Source organism: Amycolatopsis saalfeldensis, from assembly GCF_900110575.1.
GTDB lineage: Bacteria > Actinomycetota > Actinomycetes > Mycobacteriales > Pseudonocardiaceae > Amycolatopsis > Amycolatopsis saalfeldensis.
Genome location: NZ_FOEF01000002.1, coordinates 591,708 through 616,066, shown reverse-complemented (window position 1 = coordinate 616,066; position 24,359 = coordinate 591,708). Strand labels below are relative to the sequence as shown.

The following is a 24,359-nucleotide window of genomic DNA, read 5'->3' as shown; positions in this document are numbered from 1 at the left end:
GCATGGACGAGGCCCTGCTCCGGAGCCTCACACCGGGTGTGCTGGGCATCCTCGTCCGCCGCGGAGCCGACTTCGCGGCGGCCGAGGATGCCGTGCAGGACGCACTGGTCGAGGCGGTCCGCGTCTGGCCCGAGGACCCGCCGCGGGACCCGAAGGGCTGGCTGGTCACCGTTGCCTGGCGCCGGTTCCTCGACGCGACCCGGGCCGACGCCGCCCGCCGGCGGCGTGAGGACGTCGTCGACGAGGAGCCTGCGCCGGTGTCCGGAGTGGACGACACGCTCCAGCTCTACTTCCTTTGCGCCCACCCGTCGCTGACGCCCTCGTCGGCGGTCGCGCTCACCCTGCGCGCCGTCGGCGGGCTGACCACCCGCCAGATCGCCCGGGCCTACCTGGTGCCGGAGGCGACGATGGCGCAGCGCATCAGCCGGGCCAAGCGGACCGTCTCCGGGGTGCGGTTCGACCAGCCGGGCGACGCCGCCACCGTGCTGCGCGTGCTGTACCTGGTCTTCAACGAGGGCTACTCCGGCGAGCTCGACCTGGCCGCCGAGGCCATCCGGCTCACCCGCCAGCTCGCGGCCTCGATCGACCACCCCGAGGTCGCCGGCCTGCTCGCCCTCATGCTGATCCACCACGCCCGGCGCGCCGGGCGGACCGCGCCCGACGGCAGCCTGGTGCCGCTCGCCGAGCAGGACCGCGGCCGGTGGGACACCGCGATGATCGCCGAGGGCGTCGAGATCCTGCAGGCGGCCCTCGCCCGCGACCGGCTGGGCGAGTTCCAGGCCCAGGCCGCCATCGCGGCGCTGCACGCCGACGCGAGCACCGCCGCGGAGACCGACTGGGTGCAGATCGTCGAGTGGTACGACGAACTCGTGCGCCTCACCGGAAGCCCGGTCGTCCGGCTCAACCGCGCGGTGGCCGTCGGCGAGGCGGACGGGCCGCGCGCCGGGCTGGCGGCGCTCGCGGAACTGCACGACACCCTGCCCCGCCACACCGCGGTGGCGGCCTACCTCCACGAGCGCGACGGCGACCTGGCGAAGGCGGCGCGGCTGTACGTCGAGGCGGCGGAGAAAGCGCCCAACCTCGCCGAGCGCGACCACCTGATGCGCCAGGCCGCGCGGCTCAACACCCGCCGCGGTCACTGAGCCTCGCCCACCAGCTCCCAGAGCGAAGCCCACTGCGCGGCGGTCAGCGCGCGGGGCAGGGTGGCCGGGCCCAGGCCGTTCGCGGCCAGCCAGGCGTTGGCGCGGCGACGGCCCAGGCGGCCGGTGCGCGGCAGGATCCCGGCCAGCCCGTGACCGCGTCCGGTGAAGACCTCGCGCACTAAATCCTGGTACGGCCGGCATTCCGCGACCAGCGGCGAGGGACGGCGGCGCACGGTCAGCACCCCTCCGTCCACTCCTGGCACGGGGCGGAACGCGCGTGCCGGGACCCGCGTCAGCACCGCGAACTCGTACCACGGCCACCAGGCGGCGGTCAGCTGCGTGGCCCCGCCGATCCCGGCGCGGCGGCGGGCGACCTCCCACTGCACCAGCAGCACGGCAGTGTCCCAAGTGGACTGGTTCAGCAGGCGGCGCAGGGTGGCGGTGGTGAGGTGGAACGGGATGTTCCCGACGACCGTGTGCCGTTCGCGGGGAAAGCGGTGGCGCAGCAGGTCTCCGGTGACCACCGTGACGTTGGCGCCGGTCCGCGCGGCCAGCCGCCGGGCGCGGCGCGGGTCCAGCTCGACCGCGGTGATCTCCCGGCCGGAGCGGCTCAGCGGGACGGTCAGCGCGCCGTCGCCGGGGCCGAGCTCGACGATGGGGCCGGTGGTGGCGCGGACGGCCGCGCAGATCGTGGTGATGACGGCGGGGTCGACCAGGAAGTTCTGGCCGAGCTCATGGCGTCCGCCGACGGACGGGACAGCAGGCATGGGTGCGCACTCCACAGTGGAACGAGGTGGAGCCGGGCAGCACGAGCGGCCGCACCGGCTGGGGCCGGAGTGCGGCGGAGCAGGCCGAGCGAAGAGTCGGGTCCGCCGCTCAGGAGCAGCGGATCCGGGTCAGTGCGAAGACACCCATGGCGGGGACGTTAGCAAGCCGGGGGCGGCGGGCGCGCGCCCTTTTCGCCGCGCCCCGGCCGGAGCGTCCACTGTGGTCAGTCGGTGAAGGCGACCGAAGCGGCGAGGTCCTTCTGGGCCTCGAGTTCGCCGATCCGCTCGGTGAGGGCGGCGTGGACGGCCTCGTAGGAGTCGGCGCCGAGGGTGAGCCGCAACGGCGGGACCGCGAGCCGCGTGGTGTCGTAGACGGCGGCGGCGACCTTCGCCGGATCACCGGTGAGCACGGCCTCGTGCTGCAGCCAGCGCCGCATCTCGCCGACCGGGCTGTCGCGGTAGACGTCCGTTTCGGTGGTGTAGTTCAGGCCCGAGAGGAAGCCGGTGCTGGTGCCGCCGGGCTCGACCAGCGTGAAGTGGATGCCGAACCCGGCGACTTCGCGGCTGACGCCCTCGGTGAAGCCCTCCAGCCCCCACTTGCCCGCGTGGTAGGCGCTGCCGATGGGGGCGCCCATCTGGCCGCCCATGCTGGAGATCTGGATGATCCGGCCGCCGCCCTGTTCGCGCATCGGCTTCAGGAACGCCCTGGTGATCCGGATCGGCGCGTGCAGCAGGGTTTCCAGCTGGTGCCCGACCTGCTCGTGGGTCATCTCCTCGGTGGCGCCCACGACGCTGTAGCCGGCGTTGTTGACCACGACGTCGACCGGGCCGGCCGCGAGGACCCGGCCGGTGACCGCGTCGATGTCGGCCGGGTGGGTGACGTCGAGGATCTCCACGGCCAGCCGGTCGCCGTACTCGGCGCGCAGTTCGTCCAGCGCCGTGGGGCGGCGGACGGTCGCGGTGACGCGGTCGCCCTGGCGGAGGGCGTGTCCGGTGAGCTGACGGCCCAGGCCGCCGGAGGCCCCGGTGATGAACCAGTGGCGTACGGCTTTGTCCGCGAAGGAGGTCATGAGGTGTCCTCGGTTAGGGTGGTTGCGGAATCTGTTCCGTTTCAGCTTAAGCGGAATGCATTCCGGAACGCAACCATGCCTGCTTCGTGAAGGAACCCGCATGCCGCCACCACCTCGCCGAACCCGGAGCGACGCCCGGCAGAACCGGGAACACCTGCTGGAGGTCGCCGCGCAGGTCTTCGCCGAGCAGGAGCTGGACGCCGCGCCGGCGGTCATCGCCAAGCGGGCGGGCGTCGGGGTCGGCACGCTCTACCGCCACTTCCCGACGCGCGAGGCCCTGATCGACGCCGCCTACCGGCGTCAGCTGACACTCGTCTGCGAGAAGGCCGCCGAACTCCTGCCCGGCCGGACGGCTGCCGAGGCCATGCACGCGTGGATGGAGCATTTCGTCGCCTACGCCACGGCGAAGTACGGCATGGCCCAGGCGCTGAACGCGGTGATCGCGTCCGGGACCGACCCGTACGCGGACAGCCGCGCCCTGCTGAGCGAGGCCGTCGGCACCCTGCTGACCGCCGGCGCCGAGGACGGGAGCCTGCGCACGGACCTCACTTCGGACGACGTCCTGCTGTTCATGAGCGGCATCGCCCAGTCCGCGGGCCAGGCCGGCAGCCCGGAGCAGTCGGCCCGGCTCGTCGGCCTGCTGCTGGACGCACTGATCCGCCGCTGACGTTCTTCTAAGCTGGGCGACGTGCGTGAACTGGCCGGGCGGATGCAGTCGGTCGACCCCGGCGCCGGGGCGGCGTTACAGGTGATCGCCCATTTCGATGCCCTGGTTGAGGCCCGCGCCGGCCTGGAGGCGACCGTCCGGACGGCCGCCGTGCTGGCCGGCTGCGCCGCCGGACTCGCGATTCCGGCACGGCGGCTGCTGATGCGGGTGGAGCCGGACGGGCGCCGCGTCGACGGCGGACCTGGTGGCGTGGTGGCTCCGGTGCCGGGACACGAGGGCGCCGTCACCTGGCTGGACCGCTCCCCGCCGGGCGACGCCGAGTTCGATCGTGTGGTGCTCGACCGCCTCGCCGCCACCGCCGGTACCGTCCTGGACCGCACCGGAACCGGAGTGTCCGAAGTGGACCCGGGCGCGGTGGAACTGCTCCTGGACGCGGGCGCGGCCGAGGCCACCCGCCTGGCCGCCGCCCGTCGGCTGGGCCTCGCACCGGACGGCGATTTCGTGGTGACCGTGGCCTCGGTCGAGCTGGGCACTGCCGAGGGTGCCGGCAGCGCGGATGCGGCGGGACACCAGTCGTGGGCAGTACGGCTCGGCGACGTGGAGGTGACGATCGAACCAGCGAGCCGGCCCCGGCTCCGGCGAGGGGAGCGGTCGGCGGCCGGGCCGGTTGTCGGGGTGCGGGAGTTGCCGGTGGGGTATCGGCAAGCCCGGATCGGGCTGCGGCTCGCCGGTGCGCCCGGTCCGTCTCATGTGGACACGGTGGACCTGGGTGGCCTGCCGGCGCTGGCCGAGGGGTGCGACTCCCCGGCGGCGGTGGCCGAGGTCGCGGGGCTGGAACGGGTGACGGCGGCGCACTCCTGGGCGCTGGCGACGCTCACCGCCGTCGCGGCGGAAGCCAGCCTGAGGGGTGCGGCCGGGGTGCTGCACGTCCACCACTCGACCCTGCAGAGCCGCGTCGAGGTGCTCGAACACCGGCTCGGTTACGCCGTGACCACGCCCGCGGGCCGGACCCGGCTGACCATCGCCCTGGCGCTGCGGCTGCTGCGACGCAACCGCTGAACCGCCACACGGCGGGAAAAAGCCGCCACGCGACGGGCTGACCCACCGCACCGCCGGCCTTAACGTGGCCCCGAAAGCGTGCCGACCGAGAAGGAGCGCCCGATGCCGCATCCCCCGTTCGACCCCGAGATCGCGGCGGCGCTGGCGGCGGTGAACGCGGCGCTGCCGTCGTCGATCACGCCCGAGCTGGTCGGCCGGCTGCGCGCGCTGACGGACGCCGGGCACACGCCGTCGCTGGACGAGATCCGCCGGCGCGCCGACGTCGAGGAGACGACGGCCGGCGACGTGCCGTTGCTGGTGCTGCGGCCGAAGGGCACCGACCCGGCGATTCCGTTGCCCGGCCTGTACTTCCTGCACGGCGGCGGGATGATGGCCGGCACCCACCGCACCGGGATCGACCGGGCGCTGGACTGGATGGCGGAGATCCCGATGGTCGCCGTCAGCGCCGATTACCGCCTCGCGCCCGAGCACCCGCATCCCACGCCCGTCGAGGACTGTTACGCCGGGCTGCGCTGGGTCGGCGACCATCTGACGGAACTCGGCATCGACCCGGGACGGCTGGTGATCGCCGGGGGCAGCGCGGGCGGCGGGCTCGCGGCGGGCACCGCGCTGCTCGCGCGCGACCGAGGCGGCCCGGAGCTGCGCGGTCAGCTGCTCGTCTGCCCGATGCTCGACGACCGCGCGATCACGCCTTCCAGCACGGAACTCGTCGGCGAAGGCGTGTGGGACAGCGTTTCCAACGCCACCGGTTGGACGGCCCTGCTCGGCGACGCGGCGGGCGGCGAGGGAGTGTCGCCGTACGCCGCGCCCGCGCGCGCCACCGACCTTTCCGGACTTCCGCAGGCCTTCGTTGAGGTTGGCGCGGTGGAGACGTTCCGCGACGAGGCGGTCGCCTACGCGTCGGGCCTCTGGCAGGCCGGCGGTCAGGCCGAGCTGCACGTCTGGCCGGGCGGTTGCCACGGGTTCGACGAGGTCTTGCCGCACGCGCCGATGTCCCGCGAAGCCCGCGCCTCACGCGTCAACTGGCTGCGGCGCGTGCTCGCGGAGTGAGCGCTACTTCCGTGACGTGCGCGCGGCCTTGAGGAACTCGCGGTTGAGGTTCGCGATGCTGGTCAGCGGGATGCCCTTCGGACACGACGCGACGCACTCGCCGGTGTTGGTGCAGCCGCCGAAACCCTCGGCGTCCATGGTGTCCACCATGTCCAGCACGCGCCGCGCCCGCTCGGGCCGGCCCTGCGGCAGGCTGTTGAGGTGCGCCACCTTGGCCGAGGTGAACAGCATCGCCGAGCCGTTCGGGCAGGCCGCGACACAGGCGCCGCAGCCGATGCAGGTGGCGTTGTCGAACGCGAGGTCCGCGTCCGGCTTCGGCACCGGGGTCGCGTGGGCGTCCGGCGCGCTGCCGGTGGGCGCGGTGACGTAACCGCCGGACTGGATGATTCGGTCGAAGGCCGACCGGTCCACAACGAGGTCCTTGATCACCGGGAAACCCTTGGCACGCCAGGGTTCGACGTCGATCACGTCGCCGTCGGCGAACGAGCGCAGGTGCAGCTGGCAGGCGGTGGTCCGCTCGGGGCCGTGGGCGCGGCCGTTGATCACCACGCCGCAGGAGCCGCAGATGCCCTCGCGGCAGTCGTGGTCGAACGCGACCGGCTGCTCGCCCGCCTCGACGAGGCCCTCGTTGAGCACGTCGAGCAGCTCCAGGAACGACATGTCCGGGCTGGCGTCGTCGACCGGGTAGCCGACCAGGCGGCCCTCGGCGTCCGGCCCGGCCTGGCGCCAGACGCGCACGGTGAGTTTCATGTGTAGCTCCGCTGGGTGGGGTGGACGTGCTCGAAAGTCAGTTCTTCCTTGTGCAGCACGGGTGTCTGGCCGTACTCCCAGGCCGAGACGTGGCTGAAGCGCTCGTCTTCGCGCCGGGCCTCGCCGTCGGGAGTCCGGTACTCCTCACGGAAGTGCCCGCCGCAGGATTCCTCGCGGACGAGGGCGTCGAGCAGGAGCAGTTCGGCCAGCTCCAGGAAGTCGGCGACGCGGTTGGCTTTTTCCAGCTCCTGGTTCAGCTCGGCACCGGAGCCGGGCACGCGGATCTCCCGCCAGAACTCCGCGCGCAGCTCAGGCACCCGTTCGAGCGCCTTGCGCAGGCCCTCCTCGGTGCGGGACATGCCGCAGAACTCCCACATCAGGTGGCCCAGCTCGCGGTGGAACGAGTCGGCGCTGCGCGTGCCGCCGACCGACAGCAGCCGGTCGATCCGCGCGCGGACCTGCGTCTCGACCTCGGTGACGGCGGGGTCGGCGGCGCTCACCTCGGCGAACCCGCCGCGGGCGATGTAGTCGTTCAGGGTGGACGGGAGGACGAAGTAGCCGTCCGCGAGCCCCTGCATCAGCGCGGACGCGCCGAGCCGGTTCGCGCCGTGGTCGGAGAAGTTGGCCTCGCCGATCACGAACAGGCCGGGGACGGTGGCCTGCAGGTCGTAGTCGACCCAGAGCCCGCCCATCGTGTAGTGGATGGCGGGGTAGATGCGCATCGGGACCTGGTACGGGTTCTCCGCGGTGATGCGCTGGTACATGTCGAAGAGGTTGCCGTACTTGGCTTCCACGGCCGGGCGGCCCATCCGCTCGATGGCGTCGGCGAAGTCGAGGTACACGCCGAGCCCGCCCGGGCCGACGCCGAAACCGGCGTCGCAGATGTTCTTCGCGGCGCGCGAGGCGATGTCACGCGGGACGAGGTTGCCGAAGCTCGGGTAGATCCGCTCCAGGTAGTAGTCGCGCTCGTCCTCGGGGATTTCGCCCGGCGGACGCGGGTCGCCCTGGGTTTTGGGCACCCAGATGCGGCCGTCGTTGCGCAGCGACTCGCTCATCAGCGTGAGCTTCGACTGGTGCTCGCCCGAGCGCGGGATGCAGGTCGGGTGGATCTGGGTGAAACACGGGTTCGCCAGGTACGCGCCGCGCTTGTGGGCCCGCCAGATCGCGGTCGCGTTGGACCCCTTGGCGTTGGTGCACAGGTAGAACACGTTGCCGTAGCCGCCGCTGGCCAGCACCACGGCGTCGGCCAGGTGCGTGGTGACCTCGCCGGTGACGAGGTCGCGCGCGACGATCCCGCGCGCCCGCCCGTCGATGACCACCAGGTCGAGCATCTCGGTGCGCGCGTGCAGCTCGACGTTCCCGGCGTCGATCTGCCGCGACAGCGCCTGGTACGCGCCCAGCAGCAGCTGCTGGCCGGTCTGGCCGCGCGCGTAGAACGTGCGCTGCACCTGGACTCCGCCGAACGAGCGGGTGTCGAGCAGCCCGCCGTACTCGCGGGCGAACGGCACCCCCTGCGCCACGGCCTGGTCGATGATCTGCGCGGAGACCTCCGCCAGCCGGTACACATTGGACTCCCGCGAGCGGAAGTCGCCGCCCTTCACGGTGTCGTAGAACAGCCGGTACACCGAGTCGCCGTCGTTGCGGTAGTTCTTCGCCGCGTTGATGCCGCCCTGCGCGGCCACGGAGTGCGCCCGCCGGGGCGAGTCCTGGAAGCAGAACTGGACGACGTGGTAGCCCTGCTCCGCGAGCGTGGCTCCCGCCGACCCGCCGGCCAGCCCGGTGCCCACGACGATCACGCGGTGCTTGCGCCGGTTCGCCGGGTTCACCAGCTTCGCGGAGAACTTGCGCGCGGCCCAGCGGCCTTCGATCGGGCCGTCCGGCGCCTTGTCGTCGGCGATCGGCGCGCCCACGGTGTATTCGAGCATCTCAACTCACCCATCCCGCCATGACGGCGATCGGCACGATCATGAAGCCGCCGGTGATCACCACGGCGAGCACGCTGCCGACCGTCTTGATCGTCCGGTCCCGCGAAGCGCTCTTGATGCCGAGCGTCTGCGCCGCGCTCCAGAAGCCGTGGTTGATGTGCAGCCCCAGCATGAGCAGCGCCACCAGGTAGATGACGTCGACCCACCACACCTGGAAGTCCACGACCACGTTGTGGAACGGCTGCCCCGCCACGAAGTCCTGGTTCGCCACGCCGACCGTCAGGTCGAGGATGTGCCAGACGATGTACACCGCCAGCGTGGCGCCGCCCCACCGCATGGTGTGCGTGGCGAAACTCGCGCGCGGCCGCTGCCCGTGGACGTAGCGCACCGGCCGGGCCTTGCGGTCCCGCCGCGAAAGCTGCACCGCCGCCACGACGTGCAGCACCAGCGCGACGACCAGCGCCACCCGCTGGATCCAGAGGAACCACGCGTACGGCAGCACGGGCTCGCCGATCGTGCGGAGCCAGCTCGCGTAGTGGTCGAAGGTGCCCGCGCCGAAGAAGATCTTGAGGTTGCCGGCCATGTGCGCCAGCAGGAAGACGACGAACAGCAGACCGGTCGCCGCCATCACGGCCTTCTTGCCGATCGTCGAGTCCCAGAAGAGCCGCAGGGCCGGCTTGCTTCGCCGCGCCGTCGCGAGTTCACGTGCCACGTCTTCGACGGTAGGTGCGGTTCGATCAGAGGGCAAACACACGATTTCTCTGGTCATCAGAGCTTACGGCTATGATGGGTTCATGCAGTTCCAGCAGCTTGCCTACTTCGTGGCGGTCGCGGAAACGCGTCATTTCACGCGCGCGGCGGAACAGGCGCGGGTGGCGCAACCCTCGCTGTCGCAACAAGTCCGGGCCCTCGAACGCGACGTCGGCGCCACGCTCTTCCACCGCATCCGCGGCAACGTGACGCTGACGGAGGCGGGGGAGACGCTGCTGCCGATCGCGCGCCGCATCCTCGCCGAGACCGAGACGGCGTACCGGGCGATCCGCGAGCTGGACGAGCTGGGCCGGGGCCGCGTCCGGCTCGGCGCGACCCCGAGCCTGTGCACCGGCCTGCTGCCGGCCATGCTCGCCGCGTTCCGCCGCGCGTACCCGGGCATCGAGCTGGTACTGCACGAAAGCGGCTCGCGCGACCTCCAGACCGAGCTGTCCGAGGGCGCGCTGGACCTCGCGATGATCGTCGACAGCCGGGTCCACGACGACCCCCGGCTGTCGAGCACGCCGCTGTTCGTCGAGGAGCTGGTGGTCATCTCGCCGAAGGCCGCGCGGGCGCCGGTGCGCGGCCGGCTGGCGATCGGCGACCTGCGGGACCGGCCGCTGGTGATGTTCCGGCGCGGGTACGACCTGCGCGAGGCGACCGTGAACGCCTGCCGTGCCGAGGGTTTCGACCCGGTCTTCGCGATCGAGGGCGGGGAGATGGACGCCGTGCTGGAGCTGGTGCAGGCGGGCATCGGGCTGGCCGTGGTGCCGAGCACCGTGGTCGGGGACCGGTTCCGGATGACGCAGTTCACCGAGCCGGGGCTCAGCCGGGTGGTGCGCCTGGCCTACCGCCGTGACGTCGAGCAGCCGCGCGCGGTGCGGGCGCTGCAGGACGGCATCGTCCGGTTCCTGCACGGCGAGGGTGGGGCCGGTCACCTTCCGCCGGGCACGCGGTCCCTGGTCGGAGCATGATCGAACCGGGGGCGCACGCAGCAAGGGAGACCACGGGATGCCGGGAGCGCTGAACGAGCAGTCGGCCGTGCGGGTGCTGGTCTCCGGCGGCGTCCGGTGCACCTACGCGGTGGACGGCGCGATGGGGCTCACCCCGGCGGGGTTCTTCCCGGAGGTGCCGGAGTCGTACTGGACCGAGCACCCGGAGGCCCTCGACGGCGCGGGCCGCGTGGCGATGTCGGCCGGCGGCCTGCTCGTGGAGCGCGACGGCCGCGCGCTGCTGATCGACGCGGGGCTCGGGGTGGTGAGCCGGGGAATGGGGGTCGGCGGCGCGTCGATCGGGTTCGCCGATTCCGGCGCGCTGCCGGAGACGCTGGCAGCGCTGGGAATCGCGCCGGCGGAGCTCGAAGCGCTCGCCTTCACGCATCTGCACGTCGACCACACCGGCTGGGCCTTCGACGGCGGGCAGCCGGTTTTCCCGGCCGCCCGCTACCTGGTCGCCGCCGAGGAATGGGCGCCGCACGAGAGCGGCGAGACGCTGCCGGGCGCGCCGTCGCGTGAAGCCGTGCTCGGCCCGCTCGCCGCTCGCCGCACCGAGATCGCCGATGGCGAGGAGGTCTTCCCGGGCGTGCGGGCCCTCGTGACGCCCGGCCACAGCCCGGGCCACACCTCGTACGTGATCGAGGCCGGGCCGCTCCGGGTGATCGCGTTCGGCGACGTTTTCCACTTCCCGGGCCAGATCGCGCACCCCGAGTGGCCCTCGCGCCCCGACGTCGACGCCGCCGGTGTGCTCGCCGCCCGCCGCCGGCTGGCCGCCGAACTCGCTCGCCCGGACACGGTCGGGTTCGCCTGCCATTTCGGGGACCAGGTTTTCGGCCGCGTCGTCCCCGGGCCGGACGGGCTGCCGTCCTGGCAAGCCGTTGCGGCGGAAGCGGTCCTGCCCGCGCCCCGGATCCTGCCGGACTGAGCGCTTCCCGGCCGCGGCGGGGAGAACGGCCGGATGCCGGAGACCCGTCGCGTGCGGCAACGGTGGCCGGACTGGCGCTGTCCGCCGCCGACGGCACCGACCTCGGCGCTTGCGCGAACGGCGAGGCTTTCCGTCCTCGGCGCCTGAGCGGAACGGGGACCTCAGACGAGGTCGGTGACGGTGCCGCGGATGCCGAGCAGCGACTTTCCGTACACCTCCGCGCTGACCTCGGGGCTGACGATCGCGTGCCGGCTGCCGGTCTCGCTGTCACGCCAGATGCGCTGCAGGGGATTGGCCTCGGCGAAGCTGCCGGCGCCGTGGGCGGACATCAGGATGCGGATGGCCTCGCGGGCGTTGACCGCGGCCACGCCCGTGTCCATGCGCAGGCGGGCGCGGGCGTCGTAGCCGGGATACGTGCCGCGCGCGGCGGCCTCGTCGATCTCGGCGGCGGCCCGGTAGGCGTGCAGGTGCGCCGAATCGATCAGCGACGCCGCCTGCGCCAAGGCGAGCTGCGTGGTGGGAGCCGCGGACTGGCTGTCGTAGAAGGTGTAGGTCATCTTCCGATGGGGCGCCTTCTCCACGACCAGGTCGAGGGCGGCCTGCGCCAGGCCGAGCTGCGGCCCGGCGAGTACCAGCGCGGACACCGGGACGAAGGCCGAACGGTAAAGCGCCACGTCGGTGTGCGGGGTCGGGTAACGGCCCTCCAAGGCGTCCGGCATGGCCAGATAACGGTGCCCGGGAACGAGAACCTCGTCGGCGGCCAGCGTGTTGGACGCGGTGCCCCGCATGCCGGCCACGAACCAGGTGTCCTCGACGGCCAGCTCGGCCATCGGGACCAGGACCAGCCCCGGTTCGAGGCCGTCGCCGGTCCCGCGCAGCACACCGAGGATCGCCCACTGGGCATGGGCCGAGCCCGACGCCGGGCTCCAGCGGCCGCTGACGACGATGCCGCCGTCGGCCTCGCGCGCGGTGCCGGTGGGGGCGAGGACACCCGCGATCCGGGTGCCGGGCTCCCGGGCCCAGATGTCGTCCTGGGCCTGGCCCGGGAACAGCCCGGCGTACCACGCGCAGACGTTGAGCAGCGTGGTCGACCAGGCGGTCGAACCGCACGCCCGCGCGATCTCCCGGGACACCTCCAAGCAGGTCCGGAAGTCGGTCTGGAGGCCGCCGTAGCGGGCCGGCTGCAGGATGGACAACAGCCCGGCGCCGGCGATGGCGTCGATGTTCTCCTTCACCACCAGCCGGTCGCGGTCGGTGCGGTCGGCGTTTCCGGCCAGCAGCGGGAGCAGCTTCGCGGCGCGATCCACCAGCTCGGCGCGCAGCTCGCGGTCGGCGGTGCTGGCTCCGGGGCGGTCCAGGGTGATCGGCATCGGTCCACTTCCTCGAGGTCCGGGTGTGCCGCCGTGGCGGCCGGAGTTCCCACCCAACCCCCGGGCCGGGGCGATTCGCTTGGTCCCCGGGTCCAACATCCCGCGGCCGGGCTGGACCCCGGGTCCGCGGCTGCCGGGTCAGGTGGCCGGCGGGCCGGGAAACGGCCGGTGCGGCGCGGGCGTGGAGCCGAGGACCGCCTCGCCGATCTCTTCGGCCAGGAGCAGCGCGGCCTGGAGCCGGAAGCCGCGGTCCGCGATCCCGCCGCCGAGGATTTCCTGCGCCCGCTTGACGCGATAGGCCACGGTGCCGCGGGCGATGTGCAGCTCCGCCGCGACCCGGACGAGGCTCCGCTCGGCGGACAGGTAGTGCAGCAGCGTGGTGCGCAGCGCCTGCATCATCTCGCCGGGACCGGTCAGGTCGCCCAGCTCGCGGCGCGTGAACTCCCGGGCCGCCTCCAGGTCGGCGCTGAGCAGCACCGGCAGGACGACTTCGTCGTAGCCGGTCACCCGGGGCCGGTCCGCGCCGTCGACGCCGCGCAGCCACTCGGTGCGCGCCGCTTCCCGGTGCGTCCGGCGGAAGCCCTCGATCCCCGTGCCCGGAGTCCCCACCGCGGCTCGGAGCCCTTCCTCGACGTCGAGGTGCCCGTGCGGCCGCGCGGTGGCCGGAACCGTTCCCCAGGCCCAAACCCGGCCCGCTCCGACCGGAACCACCAAGGTGGTGGTGGCGCCGCTCCCGCGCAGCAGCCCCTCGGCCGCCGAGTGCAGCCGGGGGTCCTCGGCCGGGGCCGCGGCCCAGACGATCGCCGCCACGTGGGTGCAGGCCAGGTGGTAGCCGAGCGTCCGGGACGCCGCCGCGACGTCGGTGGTCTCGCCCGCCAGCAGCGCGCGGACCGTCGCCGCGCGGGTGGCGGCCGCGCTGGTGACCCAGCGGTCGTACTCCGCGAGGTACTCCTGGGTCATGCCGTCGGAGAACCCGTCGACGAACCGGAACAGCTCGTCGCTGACGCGCTTCATCTCCCAGCCGAGCCGGTCCGGCGCGGCCAGCTCTTCACAGGCCCGCAGGTACGCCTGTGCCAGCTGGGCGTGGCCGATCCGGATCGCCCGCAGGACCCGGTCCAGCGGGATGTTCCGGCGCACGAAGTCACGGATCCCGGCCAGCGCCGCGTCGCTGACCGGCGCGAGGTTCGCGGACGGCTCGGCGAGTACCAGCAGGGCCCGCAGACTCGCGGCCTCGCTGCCGCGTCGCAAGACCTCGTCGGCGGTGCTGCCACCGGTGAAGGGCGGAATCTCGGCCTTGATGCGAGCGGCGGCCAGCTCGCCCTGCTCGATGGCCCAGCACACCGGCTGCTCGCCGACCCGTGCCACCGCATCGGCGACGGCCGCGGCCGAGGACGCCGCCCGGTCCAGGCCGATGCCCGTCGACGGGACCAGTGAGGCCAGCCAGTCGCACTCGTCGTCCATGATCTTCACCGTCCTTTTCGCCCCAGGTGCGGCAGACCAACGCGCGCACGGGATCCTGAGCCCGCGGACCAAGCGGCCGTCCCGCGAACCGGAGTTGACTCGGTGATCGTCGGACGCGGTGCTCCCACGAGGCCGCGCACCCCGACCCAGGCGGACCCACCGGGAGGCGCGTGATGATCGACCGAGAGACCTTCGTCGAGCTGATGAGCGGGGTGTGTGCCCCGGTCACCGTGGTGACGGCGATGACCGCGGACGGGCGGCCGCACGGCAGCACCGTGTCGAGCTTCGCCTCGCTCTCCCTCGACCCTCCGCTGGTGAGCTTCGCCCTGGACCGCGGCTCGGGGCTGCTGGCCCGGCTCCGGCCGGGCGGCCGGGTGGGCGTGAACATCCTCGCGGCCCACCAGCAGGAGCTGGCCTCGGCCTTCGCGCGGCCGCACCGGGGACCGGGCGGGAAGTTCGACGGCGTCACCTGGACCGTCCGGGCCGGGCTGCCCCACCTGCCCGGGTCCGCGGGCTGGACGGCGGGGCGCGTCGAACGCCACGTGGACGGTGGTGACCACGTCCTGCTCGTCGTCGGCGTCGAAGAGGCCGAGCCGACCGCCACCGCTCCGCTGGTCTACGCGCGCCGGGTCTTCGGCACGCACTCCGGTCTCGCGGTGGCGAGCTGACCTCTCCGGACGGTCGGTCCGGTGGTCGCGGGTGCTCGTCATGGACGCGCGGGCTGGGCCGGGTTCGGCTCGTCGGTCGCGACGCTGATCAGCAGCTGGGCGGTGTGGGCGAGGTGATCGCGCAGCAGTTCCGCGGCCCGGTCGGCGTCGCGGGCCACGGCGGCGTCGAGCAGGGCCTGATGCTCCCCCGTGAGGTCGCGGTCGGGCTCCCGGCCGAACGAGACCGACCACTGGAGGTACAACTCGGCCTCTTGGCGCAGCCCGGTGGCCGTGGCGAGCAGCCGGTGGTTGCGGCACCCGGCCAGCAACGCGCGGTGGAACGCGGCGTGCGCGGCGGACCACGCGTTCGTCGGGTGCGTCGCGTCGTCCTGCGCCAGGAACGGCGTGCGCTTGAGGAGGTGGTGGGCGGCGACCGCGGCCGCCTCCCAGGCCATGTCGCCGTCGCGCACCGACAGCCTGAGCACCAGTGACTCGATCTCCAGCCGGGCGTAGGTCAGCTCCGCCAGATCCTCGTGGGACAGCGGCATCACGCTGAAGCCGAGGTTGGACTGCGTTCGCACGAAGCCGTCGGCGACCAGGCGCGTCAACGCCTCCCGGGCCGCGCCGACGCTGGTTTCGTAGCGCCGGCACAGGTCCGGGAACTTCAGCCGCTCGCCGGGGACGAGGCGGCCGCCGAGGATGTCGTGGCGCAAGCGCTGGTAAACGCCCTCCGCGCGGGTCGAGCCGGTGCCGGTCATACCGGCCAGCCTAGCAACATTCAACTACCCACGTGAGATTCGAAAGTTCATTGACATCTCGAACATGGAGGCGTAGTCAGGAAAGACCGTCAGGAAAGACCTCCGACGAAGCGGGCGGTATGGACACAGTTCACGATGTGGTGGTCGTCGGCGCCGGCCCGGTGGGCCTCGCCGCGGCCCGGATGCTGGGCCGGCGCGGGTTTTCCGTGCTGGTGCTGGAGCGCTGGCCGGAGCCGTACCCGCGGCCGCGGGCCGTGCACTTCGACGACGAGATCGGCCGGGTCTTCCAGGGCCTGGGCCTCGCCGGGCCGGTGAAGGCGATCTCCGAAGCCGTGCCGGACCACTACGAGTGGCGTAACGCCGCCGGCGAATCCCTGGTCCGGATCGACTGGTCCGGGCTCGGGCCCGGCGGCTGGCCGACGGCGAGCTTCTTCTCCCAGCCGGATCTGGAGAAGGTGCTCGCCGAGGCCGTCGAGGCGATGCCGGAGGTGACTCTGCTCCGCGGCGCCGAGGTCGTGGGCGTCGAGGAACGGGCCGAGGACGTGCTGGTGACGTACACGGCCGTCGGGCACCGCAGCGCGCGGGCCCGGTTCGTGATCGGCTGCGACGGCGCGAACAGCTTCGTCCGCGAGCACCTGGGCGTTGGCTGGCACGATCAGGGTTTCTTCTACGACTGGCTCATCGTCGACACCATCCCCCTCGACGAGCGGGACTGGTCGCCGCAGAACTGGCAGCTGTGCGATCCGGCCCGGCCGACCACGATCGTCTCCGGCGGCCCCGGCCGGCGCCGCTGGGAGTTCATGCGGCTGCCCGGCGAAACCCGGGAAGAGCTCAACACCGCCGAGAAGGCCTGGGAACTGCTCGGCCCGTGGGGGCGCACGCCGGAGAACTCCCGCCTGGAGCGGCACGCCGTCTACACGTTCGCCGCCCGCTGGGCCGACCGCTGGAACCGCGGCCGGCTGGCGATCGCGGGCGACGCGGCCCATCAGATGCCGCCCTTCGCGGGGCAGGGCCTGTGCTCGGGCCTGCGCGACGTCGCCAACCTCTGCTGGAAGCTCGACCGGGTGCTGCGCGGTGAATCGGCGTTCGCGCTGCTGGACACCTACACCTCCGAACGCCGCGCCCACCTGCAGCACGCGATCGCGATGTCCGTCGAGCTGGGACGCGTCATCTGCGTCCTGGACGAGCGGCAGGCCGCCGACCGCGACCGGCGCATGATCGCCGGCGGCGCCGACCCGGCCCGTGTCCTCCCGGTGTCCGCGCTGCCCGTGCTCGGCGACGGCGTCCTCGCCGACAGCCCCGCCACCAGCACGCTGCGCGGCACCCTGGCCCCGCAGTTCCCGGTCGGGCGGGCCGGCCAACGCGCGCTGCTCGACGATGCCACCGGCGACGGCGCCGTGCTCCTGACCCTCGACGAGGTGAGCGAGGACTTCGACGGGCGTGCCTTCACGATCGGCACCGACCTGCGTGACCCGGACGGGGCCTGGGCGCGCTGGTTCGAAGCCCACCGCCTCCGCGCGGTGTTCATCCGCCCCGACCACTACATCTTCGGCGCGGTCACCGACCTCGCCGACACGAAAGAACTCGTTGCCCGTTACCGCGACCTCGTCACCACTGCCACGGGAGAACCGATCTCATGCGTCTAGCCAACATCGACAACCGGGCCGCCCTCGTCATCGGGCAGGACGGCGCCGAGAAGGCTCTCGACCTCGCCAGCGCGTCGGACGGCCGATGGGGCCCGGGGCTGCCGGAGGTCTTCCGGGATTGGGCGGAGGTCACCGCCTGGGCGGCCGAAGCGGACGTGCCGGCCGAGCAGCTCGTGCCGGTCGACCGCGCCCGGCTCGGCGCGCCCTCGCCCGCGCCACGCCAGGTTTTCGCGCTCGGCCTGAACTACCGCGCACACGCCGCCGAGTCCGGTTTCACCGCGCCCACCGACCTGCCCCCGGTGTTCACCAAGTACGTGTCGAGCTTCTCCGGGCCCGACACCGAGGTCGTGCTGCCGCCAGGGGGCAACGTCGACTGGGAGATCGAGCTCGTCGTCGTCGTGGGCCGGGAAGCACGCGATGTAGCCGAAGCCGACGCCTGGTCGTACGTCGCCGGGCTCACCGCGGGCCAGGACCTGTCCGAGCGGCTCACGCAGCTGCGGGGCCCCGCGCCGCAGTTCGGCCTGGGCAAGTCGTACCCGGGATTCTCCCCGCAGGGGCCGTGGCTGGTGACCCCGGACGAGTTCGCCGACCCCGGCGACCTCGAGCTGGGGTGCGCGATCGACGGCGTGGAAGTCCAGAAAGGACAAACCAGGGACCTCATCTTCGGCATTCCCCGGGTGATCGCGGCCCTGTCGGGGAACGTCACGCTCCACCCGGGCGACGTGATCTTCACCGGCACCCCGGCCGGCGTCGGGATGGGCCGGGAGCCGCAACGGTTCCTGCGCGCCGGCGAGCGGCTCGACAGCTGGATCGCCGGCATCGGCGAACTGCACCAGACCTTCGTTCCCGCCCCGGCCGCCAGGTAAGGAGACTCCTCATGCCACTGCACGGACTGGGAAACGTCGTCATCGGCGTGCCCAATGTCGCGGAGACCATCGCCTATTACACCGACTTCGGGCTGCAGCACCGCGGCGACGGCTCCTTCGCGACCCTCGACGGGGGCGACCAGCTCCGGATCGTCCAGGCGCCGACCCGCCGCCTGGTGGAACTGACGGTCGCGGCCGACGACCCCGACGACATCGCGGCGATCGCCCGGCGGCTGCGTGCCCTGGACATCGCCGTGGAGGCGACGACCACGGTCGTGCGCGCCGTCGAGCCGGTCACCGGGACCGGGATCCGCGTCGCGGTGCGACCCCGGATCGTGGTCGAGCCCCCGGTGCCGGCGACGCGCTACAACGGCCCCGGCCGGATCGACCGGTGGGGGCGGGCGCCGTTCATCGCCCGCAGCGGCCCGGTGCGGCCGCACAAGCTCGGCCACGCCGTGCTCGGCAGCACCGACCTGGAGACGACGATGCGGTTCTTCACCGAGGGCGTCGGCTTCAAGGTCAGCGACTACATGGGGGACAAGGCCGCGTTCCTGCGCTGCTCGGTCGAGCACCACAACGTGCTGGTGATGGCGGCGCCGGTGAATTTCCTGCACCACACCAGCTGGCAGGTCGACGACGTCGACGAGGTCGGCCGGGGCGCGCACGCGATGCTCGAAGGCAACCCGGAACGCCACATCTGGGGACTGGGCCGGCACTACGCGGGCGCGAACTTCTTCTGGTACCTCAAGGACCCGGCCGGCAACTTCTCCGAGTACTACTCCGACATGGACACCGTGCCCGAGGACGAACTGTGGAGTCCCGAGGTGCTCCAGGGCCTGCAAGGGCTTTACGCCTGGGGACCGCCGCCGCCCCCGTCGTTCCTCGAACCCGACGACCTCGCGGCGCTGATGACCGGAGCGCACTCCGCCGGGTGAGGCCGGGGGCTTGAGCCGGACGGGGCAGACCCGTGGACACCACTCACCACGGATGCTATAAACGGCGTACTCCATACTGCATACAACATACAGTCAAGTGGGTGGCGCGATGTCCGAGCCCCAGACCGTCCTGCCGGTGCGAGAGACGCCCGAGGTGAAAGAGGTCCGCGACGTCTACGGGCGGCGGTACCGGGTGGGGGAGACCGACCGGCAGCTGATCGGCCGGTCGCGGGCGTGGATGATCTGGCTCGGCGGGGCGGCGATGTTCGCGGCCGGCGTGCAGCAGTACGGGTTCGGGGTGATCGCGCCGGTGCTGACGGGCGCGCACGGCTGGACGTTCACCGAGGTCGTCCTGTCGCTGGCGCTCTGGGCGGTGTGCCAGGCGAGCGTCGCGTTCCCCGCCGCGTGGCTGCGCGAGCACGGCAAGCTCCCGGCTGCCGTGGCGGTCACCGTGGGCGGGGTGCTGTGCGCGACCGGTCTGGTCACGCTCGGGCACGCGTCCAGCCTGACCGCGGTGTTCCTCGGCTACTCGGTGCTCGGCGGCATCGGCACCGGGCTCGTGTACGCCACCTGCGTCGGCGCGGTGATGCGCTGGTTCCCGGACCGCACGGCCGCCCGCGTCGGCGCGGTGAGCGGCGCTTTCGCCTACGGCAGCGTGCCGTTTGTGCTCATCGCGGGCTTCGGGCTGTCGATCGGCAACCGCGCGATGCTGCTCGACGTGACGGCGGCGGTGGTGCTCGTGGTCATCGCCGCGGCCGGCGCGCTGCTGCGCTTCCCGCCGCGTCATTGGTGGCCCGCCGAGCCGGACCCGCGGGCGTGGGCGCTCGACAAGGTGCGCAACCGCAGCGTCTCGGCCAACCGCCCGGCGGTGCGGCACTACCGGCCGGCCGAGCTGTTTCGTTGTGGCACAACGCTTTCGCTGTACCTGACGGTGGTGCTGGCGGCCGCTGTGCTGCTGTTCGACCTCGCCTACCTCGCCACGTCCGTCGCCGAGCAGGGCGGTGGCCCCGGCCTCGCCGCGGTCGCGCTCGCGGTGCTGGCCGGGGTCACCGGCACCGGCCGGGTGCTGCTGGGCTGGCTCTCCGACCGGCTCGGCCGGCGCCGCGTCCTGCGGCTCGCCCTGGTGGCCGGCGGGATCGGGCAGCTGGTGCTGTCCTACGCCGGCGAGCACCACCACGCGGCCGGGCTGATCCTCGGCGTCGCACTGGCGGGCCTCGGCAACGGCTGCTGCTACACCTTGCTCGTCGGGCTCGTGCGCGAGTACTTCGGCGAGGAGTCGATGATGCAGAACTTCGGCGTGCTCTACAGCGCGAAGGCCGTCGGCGCGGTCCTCGGCGTCGGCCTGGCCGCGATCGTGGTGACCTCGCACGGCTACTCGGGCGCGTTCGCCGCGGCCGCCGCGCTCAGCCTGGCCGGCGCCCTGCTCACCGGCCGTCTCACCCAGCCGGGACGGCCGAAGTCCTTGCTGCCCGCGGGCTAGCGTCGCCACCGGCCAAGAGTGGCACTTTCGCCTGAATTGTCCGGCGCAGCTGTGACAATTCTGGGTAAGATGCCACATCCGGATCGTGGAGCCGGTGGTCGAAGGCCCTCTGTGCGAGGGCGCAGCGAGGGGAAGCGGCGGGGATGAACGACACCTGGCGTGTGCCCGGGTACGCCGAAGTGGACGTGCTCGGCACCGGTGGTTTCGGGCGGGTCGTGCTGGCCAAGCACGAGGACTCGGGGAAGATGGCCGCGATCAAGTACCTGCACGCGGACTTCCTCGCCGACGCGCGGATCGTGGCCGGGTTCCGGCACGAGGCCTGGATGCTGTCCGGCGTGCGGAGCCCGCACGTGGTCCGCCTCTTCGATTTCGTCGAGACGCCGCAGGGCGCCGCGCTGGTCATGGAGGCGGTGCCCGGCGTGTCGCTGCGCGCGCTCCTGGCGGCGGAGAACGTCCTGGCGCCCGAGGCGGCGCTGACGATCCTGAAGGGCTCGCTGCTCGGCCTCGCCGACGCGCACGCGGCCGGCGTCGTCCACCGGGACTACAAGCCGGCGAACGTGCTGGTGTCGCGGGAGGGCGCGTCGAAGCTGGTCGACTTCGGACTGGCCACTTTGGACGGCCACAACGGACTGACCGCAGGCTCGCCGTCCTACATGGCGCCGGAGCAGTGGGCCGGGCAGCCCGGCCTGCCCGCCACCGACGTGTACGCGGCCACTTGCGTGTTCTACCAGTGCATCACCGGGCACCGGCCGTTCGAGGCGGACACGAGCGAGCAGCTGCGCGCCATGCACGGGGGAGCGTCGGTGCCGCTGGAAGCGGTGCCGGAGGCGCTGCGCCCGCTGATCGCGCGAGGCATGGCGAAGGACCCGGCGTGGCGACCGGCGACGGCGGCTGCCTTCGTGACCGAGCTGGAAACCGTGGCCCGCAAGGCTTACGGCAAGAACTGGGAGAAGCGCGGCTGGAAGCGGCTGGCCACCTCGGCCGCGGCGCTGACGGCGCTGACCCCGTTGGCGCTCCTGACCTCCGCCGGCACGGCCGCCGCTCCGATCGCGGCGGCCGGTGCCGGGACCGGAGTGACGGCGGGGACCGGGGTGGCGGCGGGCACCGGGACGGGTGTGGCCACGAGCACCGGGGCCGGGGTGACCGCGACGGTGGTGGGCAAGATCGCCATCGCGGTCGTGGTCGTCGCCGGGCTGGTCGCCGGCGGGCTGGTGGTCTTCCGGCCCGGGGACGACCCGCCCGCCCCGCCGCCGCTGACGGTGGCCATGCAAACCCTGTCCGGGCGGGATCAGGCGCTGCCGATCAGCTACGAGCTGCAGTACCCGCAGGTGTCCGGCGGTACGGACGCCGGGCTCCGGCAACGGGTCAACGACGCGTTGCGGGCGCCGATCGACAAGCGGCTCAAGTCGGTGCGGGACGGGGTCGCCGTCCCGAGCACGCTCGACATGTTCCGGCAGCAGGGCGAAACGGCCGCGCTGCACTCGTCCGCGCGGATCCTGCTGCAGACGCCGGACGTGCTTTCCGTGCGGTACGACCATGATCTCGACTCGACGGTGCTGGGCCACACCACCTGGCGGTTCCCCGAAGCGTTCTCCGTCGACCTCACCACGGGGAAGGTGCTGGGGCCGAAGGACATGTTCCGGTCCGAGATCCTGACCGCCGTCGGCATGCGGCGGCTGACTCAGCGGCTGGAGCCGCAGGTGGGTGAGTTCTGCACCATACCCACGGTCGACGGGTATCCGACGCGGAAGGCCACCATGGACGCCGCGGACATGGTCGGTGGCGGTGACCACGTGCCGGCCTCGACGTTCGGGTTCACCGAGACCGGCGCGGAGTTCGAAATCCGCTGGTACGAACTCGGCTGTGCCAGCGCTTCCGGGAGTGAGAGCGTGGCGCTGCCGTACGCCGAACTCCAAGACCTGCTGCTGCCGAAGTTCCTGACGATGCTGGGAAAGACGGCCGCTGCCCCGACCTCGCAGTCAACGCCGGGGCAGCCGGGCACCGGGGCCACGTACACGAACGCCCGTTTCGGGTTCACCACGCAGGTGCCGCCGGGCTACGCCGCGTTGAAGTGGACCCCGGAGAACGGCGAGGGGATGAGCTTCATCGATGACGGTTTCGGCGCGACGCTGACGGTGTGGGGAACCAATTCGGGAACCGGCTCCGGCGGCCTCAGCCCGGCGGCGAAGATGGACCAGCTGGTCACCTCGCTGGAAGGCAACGGCGGCCGGGTGACCGTCCACTCCGCCGACAGCGACGGCTACACGGTTTCCGGCTACCAGGGCGACGGCAAGGTCTACTACGAGCACGAGTCCATCGGAACCGGTTCGACGGCCGGGCTGCGCTGGGTCTACCCGGCCGAGTACCAGAAGGACCTCGGCAAGCTCGTCACCGACACGGTGAGCGCCTTCAAGCCCGGCGATCTCTCCCGGCCGCACTGAGCCGCGCTGATCAGGTCGGCTGGTCGAGGACGGCCGCCGACTCGTCGACGAGGCCGGTCAGGCGGGCGACTTCGGCGTCGGTCAGGTGCTCGGCGATCGAGGCGGCGGCGACGTTGGCGCGCAGGTGCCCGGGGTTCGCCGTGCCGGGGATGGCCACGATGGCGGGGGAACGGCGCAGCAGCCAGGCCAGCGCGATCTGGGACGCTGTCGCGCCGAGGCGTTCGGCGGGGGCGGTCAGCGCGTCGTGGCGGCTGAGGCGGCCCGAGGCCAGCGGGAAGTAGGGGACGAACATGATGCCGTCGGCCTCGCAGCCGGCCAGCACCCCGGCGCCGCTGCGGTCGAGCAGGTTGAACCGGTTCTGCACGGCCGCGATCGGGGTGAGTTTCTGGGCGCGCGCCAGCATTTCCGGTGACGCGCCGGACAGGCCGATGCGGCGGATGAGGCCCTGCTCGCGCAGTTCGACGAGCGCGCCGAGCGAGTCCTCCAGCGGCACGCCGCTCGGCGGGGCGGGGCCGTCGCCGCCGAGCCGCAGGTAGGTCAGCTCGCTCGTCTCGGTGCCGAAGTCGGCCAGTGCCTCGTGCACCTGGCGGCGGACTGTGTCCGGGTGGTCGGTGATGATCCACGACCGGTCCGGCCCGCGTCCGGCGCCGACCTTGTTGCCGACGATCACGCCCTCCGGGAACGGCCGCAGCGCCTCGCCGATCAGCCGGTTCACCACGCGCGGCCCGTACGCGTTCGCGGTGTCGAAGAACGTGACGCCCAGTTCGACCGCCAGGCGCAGCAGCCGCCGCGCCGAATCCGGGTCGTCCGGCGGTCCCCAGACCTTCGGACCGGCGAGCTGCATGGCGCCGTACCCGACCTGGTTCATGGGCGCTCCCTTGCTGTATCACTGCCACGACGAATCGCGTAGCACTGCGTGTTTCAGTGATACGCGAAATGGCGTAGCATCGCAACCGTGGCGGACACCAAGGCGCGGACCCGGCGGCAGATCCTCGAAGTGGCGGCCGAAATCCTGGAACGGGACGGCGCCCAGGCCGTGTCCACCCGTTCGGTCGCCGCGGCGGCCGGCATCCGCGCCGCCTCGCTGTACCAGCTCTTCGGCGACAAGGACGGCCTTCTCTCAGCGCTGGCCATCCACGCGTTCGACAGCTACCTGGCGAAGAAGCAGAACCTCGCGCACTCCGACGACCCGGTCGAGGATTTCCGCCGCGGCTGGGACATCCACGTCGACTTCGGCCTGCGCCACCCCGCGTTCTACCTGCTGATGTTCGGCACCGGCCGCCCGGGCCGCCGGCCGCCCGCCGCCGACGAGGCCCACGATCGCCTGATGAAGGCCCTGGACCGGATCGCCGCCGCGGGCCGGCTCCGGGTGCCGGCCCCGCTGGCCGCCGGCTTGTCCTCGGCCGCGATCGTCGGCGTCACGCTGTCGCTGGTCGGCACCGCCGCCGAAGACCGTGACCCGGAGCTTTCCCCGAGACTGCGTGACACCGTGATCGACTCCCTCACCACCGGCCCGGCTCCGGTCGCGGATCCCGGCTTGGCGTCGCGGGCGCTCGCGCTCGACGCCGCCCTCGCCGCCACCGACCGGCCGCCGCTGCGCCCGGCCGAAACCGCCCTCCTGCGCGACTGGCTCGACCAGCTCGCACGCTGAGTCG

General features: G+C 72.7%; 22 protein-coding genes. 13 read left to right on the top strand and 9 right to left on the bottom strand.

Translation table 11 applies throughout. From position 1 onward, the window contains the following. Positions 1 to 2: 2 nt before the first annotated feature. The gene (locus BMY97_RS06965) at positions 3 to 1,142 is read left to right on the top strand and encodes an RNA polymerase sigma factor (RefSeq protein WP_091614142.1); all 1,140 of its coding nucleotides are present in this window, start codon (positions 3 to 5) and stop codon (positions 1,140 to 1,142) included. On the opposite strand, the gene erm is transcribed toward BMY97_RS06965, so the two are convergent. Both erm and BMY97_RS06955 read right to left on the bottom strand, forming a co-directional pair. Then, positions 1,136 to 1,909, bottom strand: a complete 774-nt coding sequence (gene erm, locus BMY97_RS06960; protein WP_091614139.1) for a 23S ribosomal RNA methyltransferase Erm — start codon at positions 1,907 to 1,909, stop codon at positions 1,136 to 1,138. The genes BMY97_RS06965 and erm overlap by 7 nt on opposite strands. Before the next feature lie 224 nt (positions 1,910 to 2,133). Continuing rightward, a complete protein-coding gene (locus BMY97_RS06955; protein ID WP_091614137.1) occupies positions 2,134 to 2,979 on the bottom strand; it encodes an SDR family oxidoreductase in 846 nt (281 codons plus the stop codon). Between the two features lie 100 nt (positions 2,980 to 3,079). Between BMY97_RS06955 and BMY97_RS06950 the strand changes: the two genes are divergently transcribed. From BMY97_RS06950 to BMY97_RS06940, 3 genes are all read left to right on the top strand, one after another. Further along, on the top strand, positions 3,080 to 3,646 hold the full coding sequence (locus tag BMY97_RS06950) for a TetR/AcrR family transcriptional regulator (RefSeq protein ID WP_091614134.1): 567 nt from the start codon (positions 3,080 to 3,082) through the stop codon (positions 3,644 to 3,646). A 21-nt stretch (positions 3,647 to 3,667) separates the two neighbouring features. Further along, complete coding sequence (locus BMY97_RS49060; RefSeq protein WP_091614132.1) at positions 3,668 to 4,705, top strand: helix-turn-helix domain-containing protein; 1,038 nt, start codon at positions 3,668 to 3,670, stop codon at positions 4,703 to 4,705. A gap of 102 nt (positions 4,706 to 4,807) precedes the next feature. Continuing rightward, the gene (locus tag BMY97_RS06940) at positions 4,808 to 5,755 is read left to right on the top strand and encodes an alpha/beta hydrolase (RefSeq protein ID WP_091614654.1); all 948 of its coding nucleotides are present in this window, start codon (positions 4,808 to 4,810) and stop codon (positions 5,753 to 5,755) included. Positions 5,756 to 5,758: 3 nt separating this feature from the next. On the opposite strand, the gene BMY97_RS06935 is transcribed toward BMY97_RS06940, so the two are convergent. The 3 genes from BMY97_RS06935 to BMY97_RS06925 are packed head-to-tail and all read right to left on the bottom strand — an operon-like array spanning position 5,759 to position 9,142. Continuing rightward, positions 5,759 to 6,505, bottom strand: coding sequence for a succinate dehydrogenase/fumarate reductase iron-sulfur subunit (locus BMY97_RS06935; RefSeq protein ID WP_091614129.1), 747 nt, complete (start codon positions 6,503 to 6,505; stop codon positions 5,759 to 5,761). Further along, entirely contained in the window at positions 6,502 to 8,430 is a 1,929-nt protein-coding gene (locus BMY97_RS06930) for a fumarate reductase/succinate dehydrogenase flavoprotein subunit (RefSeq protein WP_091614126.1), read from the bottom strand. The genes BMY97_RS06935 and BMY97_RS06930 overlap by 4 nt, the downstream gene beginning before the upstream one ends. Position 8,431: 1 nt before the next feature. Continuing rightward, positions 8,432 to 9,142, bottom strand: coding sequence for a succinate dehydrogenase cytochrome b subunit (locus tag BMY97_RS06925; protein WP_218156704.1), 711 nt, complete (start codon positions 9,140 to 9,142; stop codon positions 8,432 to 8,434). 82 nt (positions 9,143 to 9,224) lie between these two features. On the opposite strand from BMY97_RS06925, the gene BMY97_RS06920 reads away from it, so the two are divergent. Then, positions 9,225 to 10,154: a LysR family transcriptional regulator gene (locus tag BMY97_RS06920; RefSeq protein WP_091614121.1), complete on the top strand. Its 930-nt coding sequence runs from the start codon at positions 9,225 to 9,227 to the stop codon at positions 10,152 to 10,154. A 37-nt stretch (positions 10,155 to 10,191) separates the two neighbouring features. Next, positions 10,192 to 11,100: an MBL fold metallo-hydrolase gene (locus BMY97_RS06915; protein ID WP_091614118.1), complete on the top strand. Its 909-nt coding sequence runs from the start codon at positions 10,192 to 10,194 to the stop codon at positions 11,098 to 11,100. 161 nt (positions 11,101 to 11,261) lie between these two features. Here BMY97_RS06915 and BMY97_RS06910 read toward each other — a convergent pair whose 3' ends face one another. Both BMY97_RS06910 and BMY97_RS06905 read right to left on the bottom strand, forming a co-directional pair. Continuing rightward, positions 11,262 to 12,470, bottom strand: coding sequence for an acyl-CoA dehydrogenase family protein (locus BMY97_RS06910; protein WP_091614115.1), 1,209 nt, complete (start codon positions 12,468 to 12,470; stop codon positions 11,262 to 11,264). A gap of 138 nt (positions 12,471 to 12,608) precedes the next feature. After that, positions 12,609 to 13,931, bottom strand: coding sequence for a PucR family transcriptional regulator (locus BMY97_RS06905; protein WP_091614651.1), 1,323 nt, complete (start codon positions 13,929 to 13,931; stop codon positions 12,609 to 12,611). 173 nt (positions 13,932 to 14,104) lie between these two features. On the opposite strand from BMY97_RS06905, the gene BMY97_RS06900 reads away from it, so the two are divergent. Beyond that, positions 14,105 to 14,599, top strand: coding sequence for a flavin reductase family protein (locus BMY97_RS06900; RefSeq protein ID WP_091614113.1), 495 nt, complete (start codon positions 14,105 to 14,107; stop codon positions 14,597 to 14,599). 38 nt (positions 14,600 to 14,637) lie between these two features. On the opposite strand, the gene BMY97_RS06895 is transcribed toward BMY97_RS06900, so the two are convergent. Next, positions 14,638 to 15,336: a GntR family transcriptional regulator gene (locus BMY97_RS06895; protein ID WP_091614110.1), complete on the bottom strand. Its 699-nt coding sequence runs from the start codon at positions 15,334 to 15,336 to the stop codon at positions 14,638 to 14,640. Between the two features lie 119 nt (positions 15,337 to 15,455). Here BMY97_RS06895 and mhpA point away from each other — a divergent pair, with 119 nt between their 5' ends. From mhpA to BMY97_RS06870, 5 genes are all read left to right on the top strand, one after another. Then, positions 15,456 to 16,982, top strand: a complete 1,527-nt coding sequence (mhpA, locus tag BMY97_RS06890) for a bifunctional 3-(3-hydroxy-phenyl)propionate/3-hydroxycinnamic acid hydroxylase MhpA (protein ID WP_091614107.1) — start codon at positions 15,456 to 15,458, stop codon at positions 16,980 to 16,982. Further along, positions 16,973 to 17,848: a fumarylacetoacetate hydrolase family protein gene (locus tag BMY97_RS06885; protein WP_091614104.1), complete on the top strand. Its 876-nt coding sequence runs from the start codon at positions 16,973 to 16,975 to the stop codon at positions 17,846 to 17,848. Before mhpA ends, BMY97_RS06885 begins: the two co-directional genes overlap by 10 nt. A gap of 11 nt (positions 17,849 to 17,859) precedes the next feature. Beyond that, positions 17,860 to 18,783 (top strand): VOC family protein, encoded by a 924-nt coding sequence (locus BMY97_RS06880; RefSeq protein ID WP_091614102.1) that lies wholly within the window; start codon positions 17,860 to 17,862, stop codon positions 18,781 to 18,783. A 109-nt stretch (positions 18,784 to 18,892) separates the two neighbouring features. Further along, positions 18,893 to 20,263 carry an OFA family MFS transporter gene (locus tag BMY97_RS06875; RefSeq protein WP_091614648.1) on the top strand — a complete coding sequence of 457 codons (1,371 nt, stop codon included), beginning with the start codon at positions 18,893 to 18,895 and terminating at the stop codon, positions 20,261 to 20,263. 143 nt (positions 20,264 to 20,406) lie between these two features. Next, entirely contained in the window at positions 20,407 to 22,704 is a 2,298-nt protein-coding gene (locus tag BMY97_RS06870; protein WP_091614099.1) for a serine/threonine-protein kinase, read from the top strand. 10 nt (positions 22,705 to 22,714) lie between these two features. On the opposite strand, the gene BMY97_RS06865 is transcribed toward BMY97_RS06870, so the two are convergent. After that, positions 22,715 to 23,572 (bottom strand): aldo/keto reductase, encoded by an 858-nt coding sequence (locus BMY97_RS06865; RefSeq protein WP_091614096.1) that lies wholly within the window; start codon positions 23,570 to 23,572, stop codon positions 22,715 to 22,717. 87 nt (positions 23,573 to 23,659) lie between these two features. On the opposite strand from BMY97_RS06865, the gene BMY97_RS06860 reads away from it, so the two are divergent. After that, the gene (locus BMY97_RS06860) at positions 23,660 to 24,355 is read left to right on the top strand and encodes a TetR/AcrR family transcriptional regulator (RefSeq protein WP_091614094.1); all 696 of its coding nucleotides are present in this window, start codon (positions 23,660 to 23,662) and stop codon (positions 24,353 to 24,355) included. Positions 24,356 to 24,359: the final 4 nt, after the last annotated feature.